This is a genomic window from Salmonella sp. NW1250, assembly GCF_051812965.1.
Lineage (GTDB): Bacteria > Pseudomonadota > Gammaproteobacteria > Enterobacterales > Enterobacteriaceae > Salmonella > Salmonella enterica.
On sequence record NZ_JAMNDD010000027.1, the window covers coordinates 1 to 3,101 of the forward strand.

The following is a 3,101-nucleotide window of genomic DNA, read 5'->3' on the forward strand; positions in this document are numbered from 1 at the left end:
CTGGCGGCAGGGACGTTTTATGGCGTCTGGCAGCACTTCTATGACGACAACTTTTCCGGTGAGGATTTTTCAACTCACTACATCGTGCTCGGCTTTCGTCTGCGCGTGGCGGAGAGCGATTTACGCCTGCCTGATGCCCAGCATGGCAGTTACCGCTGGCTGACGCCGGAACAGCTTCTGGCAAGCGATAATGTTCATGAGAACAGTCGGGCCTACTTCTCTCCTGACGCGCCGGCGGTGGGCCTATGAAGATCCTGGTCTATGGCATTAACTATTCGCCGGAACTGACCGGTATCGGCAAATATACCGGCGAAATGGTGGCGTGGATGGCGCGGGAAGGCCATGAGGTGCGGGTAATCACCGCGCCGCCGTACTACCCGCAGTGGAAGGTTGGCGAGCGCTATTCCGCCTGGCGCTATCGCCGGGAAGAGGGCGAGGCTACCGTCTGGCGCTGCCCGCTGTATGTGCCGAAACAACCCTCCACCCTAAAACGACTGCTTCATCTGGGGAGCTTTGCATTGAGCAGTTTTTTCCCACTGATGGCGCAGCGTCGCTGGAAGCCGGATCGGATTATCGGCGTTGTACCGACGCTCTTTTGTACGCCGGGAATGCGTCTGCTGGCGACACTCTCCGGCGCGCGTACCGTACTGCATATTCAGGATTACGAAGTGGACGCCATGCTCGGCTTAGGAATGGCGGGAAAAGGCAAGCGCGGCAGCGTAGCGCGGTTAGCGACGGCCTTTGAACGCAGCGCGCTGCGTAACGTTGATAATGTTTCGACCATCTCTCGCTCCATGATGAATAAAGCGCGGGAAAAGGGCGTCGCGGCGGAAAAAATCCTCTTTTTTCCGAACTGGTCGGAAGTGGCGCGCTTTCAGGACGTTAATGACGCTGACGTGACGGCTTTGCGTCAGCAGCTTGGCTTGCCAGAGGGCAAAAAAATTGTGCTTTATTCCGGCAATATCGGCGAAAAACAAGGGCTGGAAAAGGTAATTGACGCCGCGGAACGATTACGCGATCGACCGCTGATTTTCGCGATTGTCGGCCAGGGGGGCGGCAAGGCGCGGCTGGAGAACATGGCCCGCGAACGCGGCCTGGCAAATATTAAATTCCTCCCGCTGCAGCCTTACGACGCCTTACCCGCGCTGCTGAAAATGGGCGACTGCCATCTGGTGGTGCAAAAGCGCGGCGCGGCGGATGCGGTGCTGCCCTCCAAGCTGACTAACATTCTGGCGGTCGGCGGCAATGCGGTGATTACCGCTGAGCCGCACACCGAATTAGGACAACTTTGCGCGCGTTATCCGGGCATCGCCGTTTGCGTGGAGCCGGAGTCGACCGACGCGCTGGTCAACGGGATTAGCCAGGCGCTCGCCATGCCGAAAAACAACACGACGGCACGTGAATACGCCGAACGCACGCTCAATAAAGAGAACGTGCTACGCCAATTTATTGCAGATATTCGGGGATGATAATGCGTCAGACAAAACTTTACCCGGTTGTGATGGCCGGTGGCTCCGGTAGCCGATTGTGGCCGCTTTCTCGCGTGCTTTATCCAAAACAGTTTCTGTGCCTGAAAGGCGATCTCACCATGCTGCAAACCACCATTTGCCGTCTGAACGGCGTGGAGTGCGAAAGCCCAGTGGTTATCTGCAACGAACAGCACCGTTTTATCGTTGCCGAACAGCTCCGCCAGCTCAATAAGCTGACGGAGAACATTATTCTTGAGCCCGCCGGGCGCAATACCGCGCCGGCGATTGCGCTGGCGGCGCTGGCAGCGACGCGCCAGCATACGGACTGCGATCCGCTGATGCTGGTACTGGCGGCGGATCATGCGATCGCCAATGAAGAGGCCTTCCGCGACGCGGTGCGCGGCGCCATGCCCTATGCCGACGCGGGCAAACTGGTGACCTTCGGTATCGTGCCGGATCTGCCGGAAACCGGCTATGGCTATATCCGGCGCGGTGATGTCGTGCCGGGCGCGACGGATGCGGTGGCTTTTGAGGTGGCGCAGTTCGTTGAGAAGCCGGGGCTGGAAACCGCTCAGGCCTACGTCGCCAGCGGCGATTACTACTGGAACAGCGGCATGTTTCTGTTCCGCGCCGGACGCTATCTGGAAGAGCTGAAAAAGTTCCGCCCCGATATTCTGGCCGCCTGTGAACAGGCGATGCGCGGCGTCGATCCGGATCTTGACTTCATTCGTGTGGATGAAGAGGCCTTCCTCGCCTGTCCGGAAGAGTCCATTGACTACGCGGTGATGGAGCGGACGGCGGACGCGGTGGTGATGCCAATGGACGCGGGCTGGAGCGATGTCGGCTCGTGGTCCTCGCTGTGGGAAATCAGCGCCCACACCCCGGAGGGAAATGTCCACCACGGCGACGTCATCAGCCATAAAACGGAAAACAGCTACGTTTACGCCGAATCCGGCCTGGTGACCACCGTCGGTGTGAAGGATCTGGTGGTGGTGCAGACCAAAGACGCCGTGCTGATTGCCGATCGCCACGCGGTGCAGGACGTGAAAAAGGTGGTGGAGAAGATCAAGGCCGACGGACGCCATGAGCACCACATGCACCGCGAGGTTTACCGCCCGTGGGGCAAATACGACTCCATCGACGCGGGCGAGCGCTATCAGGTGAAGCGCATTACCGTCAAGCCGGGGGAAGGACTGTCGGTACAGATGCACCATCACCGCGCCGAGCACTGGGTGGTGGTGGCAGGGACCGCCAGAGTCACCATCAACGGCGAGGTTAAGCTGCTCGGTGAAAACGAGTCCATCTATATTCCGCTGGGGGCGACCCACTGCCTGGAAAATCCGGGAAAAATACCGCTCGATTTAATTGAAGTGCGTTCCGGCTCGTATCTCGAAGAGGACGACGTGGTGCGGTTCGAGGATCGTTACGGGCGGGTCTGACGCCTGCAACGGTGCCCGGTAAGCGCAACGCGCCATCCGGCAATGAACAACAATAACGATGTTGGCCATTTACGGTCAGGGCTAACTGTTGCCTGAAGAAGGGTAAGCACATGACAAAATTAACCTGTTTCAAGGCCTACGACATTCGCGGCAGGCTGGGCGAAGAGCTCAATGAAGATATCGCGTGGCGGAT

The 3,101-nt window shown here is 58.8% G+C and carries 3 protein-coding genes and 1 pseudogene; all 4 read left to right on the top strand.

Annotated elements, in window-relative coordinates; genetic code table 11:
- Positions 1-249 (top strand): annotated as a pseudogene (locus NBA72_RS23995) (GDP-mannose mannosyl hydrolase); the annotation flags it as partial.
- Positions 246-1,469: a colanic acid biosynthesis fucosyltransferase WcaI gene (gene wcaI, locus NBA72_RS24000; protein ID WP_001523542.1), complete on the top strand. Its 1,224-nt coding sequence runs from the start codon at positions 246-248 to the stop codon at positions 1,467-1,469. The pseudogene NBA72_RS23995 and the gene wcaI, both read left to right, overlap by 4 nt.
- Entirely contained in the window at positions 1,466-2,908 is a 1,443-nt protein-coding gene (cpsB, locus tag NBA72_RS24005) for a mannose-1-phosphate guanyltransferase (RefSeq protein ID WP_000605946.1), read from the top strand. Before wcaI ends, cpsB begins: the two co-directional genes overlap by 4 nt.
- Positions 2,909-3,018: 110 nt before the next feature.
- Positions 3,019-3,101: hypothetical protein (locus NBA72_RS24010; RefSeq protein WP_233152472.1), on the top strand; the 83-nt coding region annotated here is incomplete at its 3' end.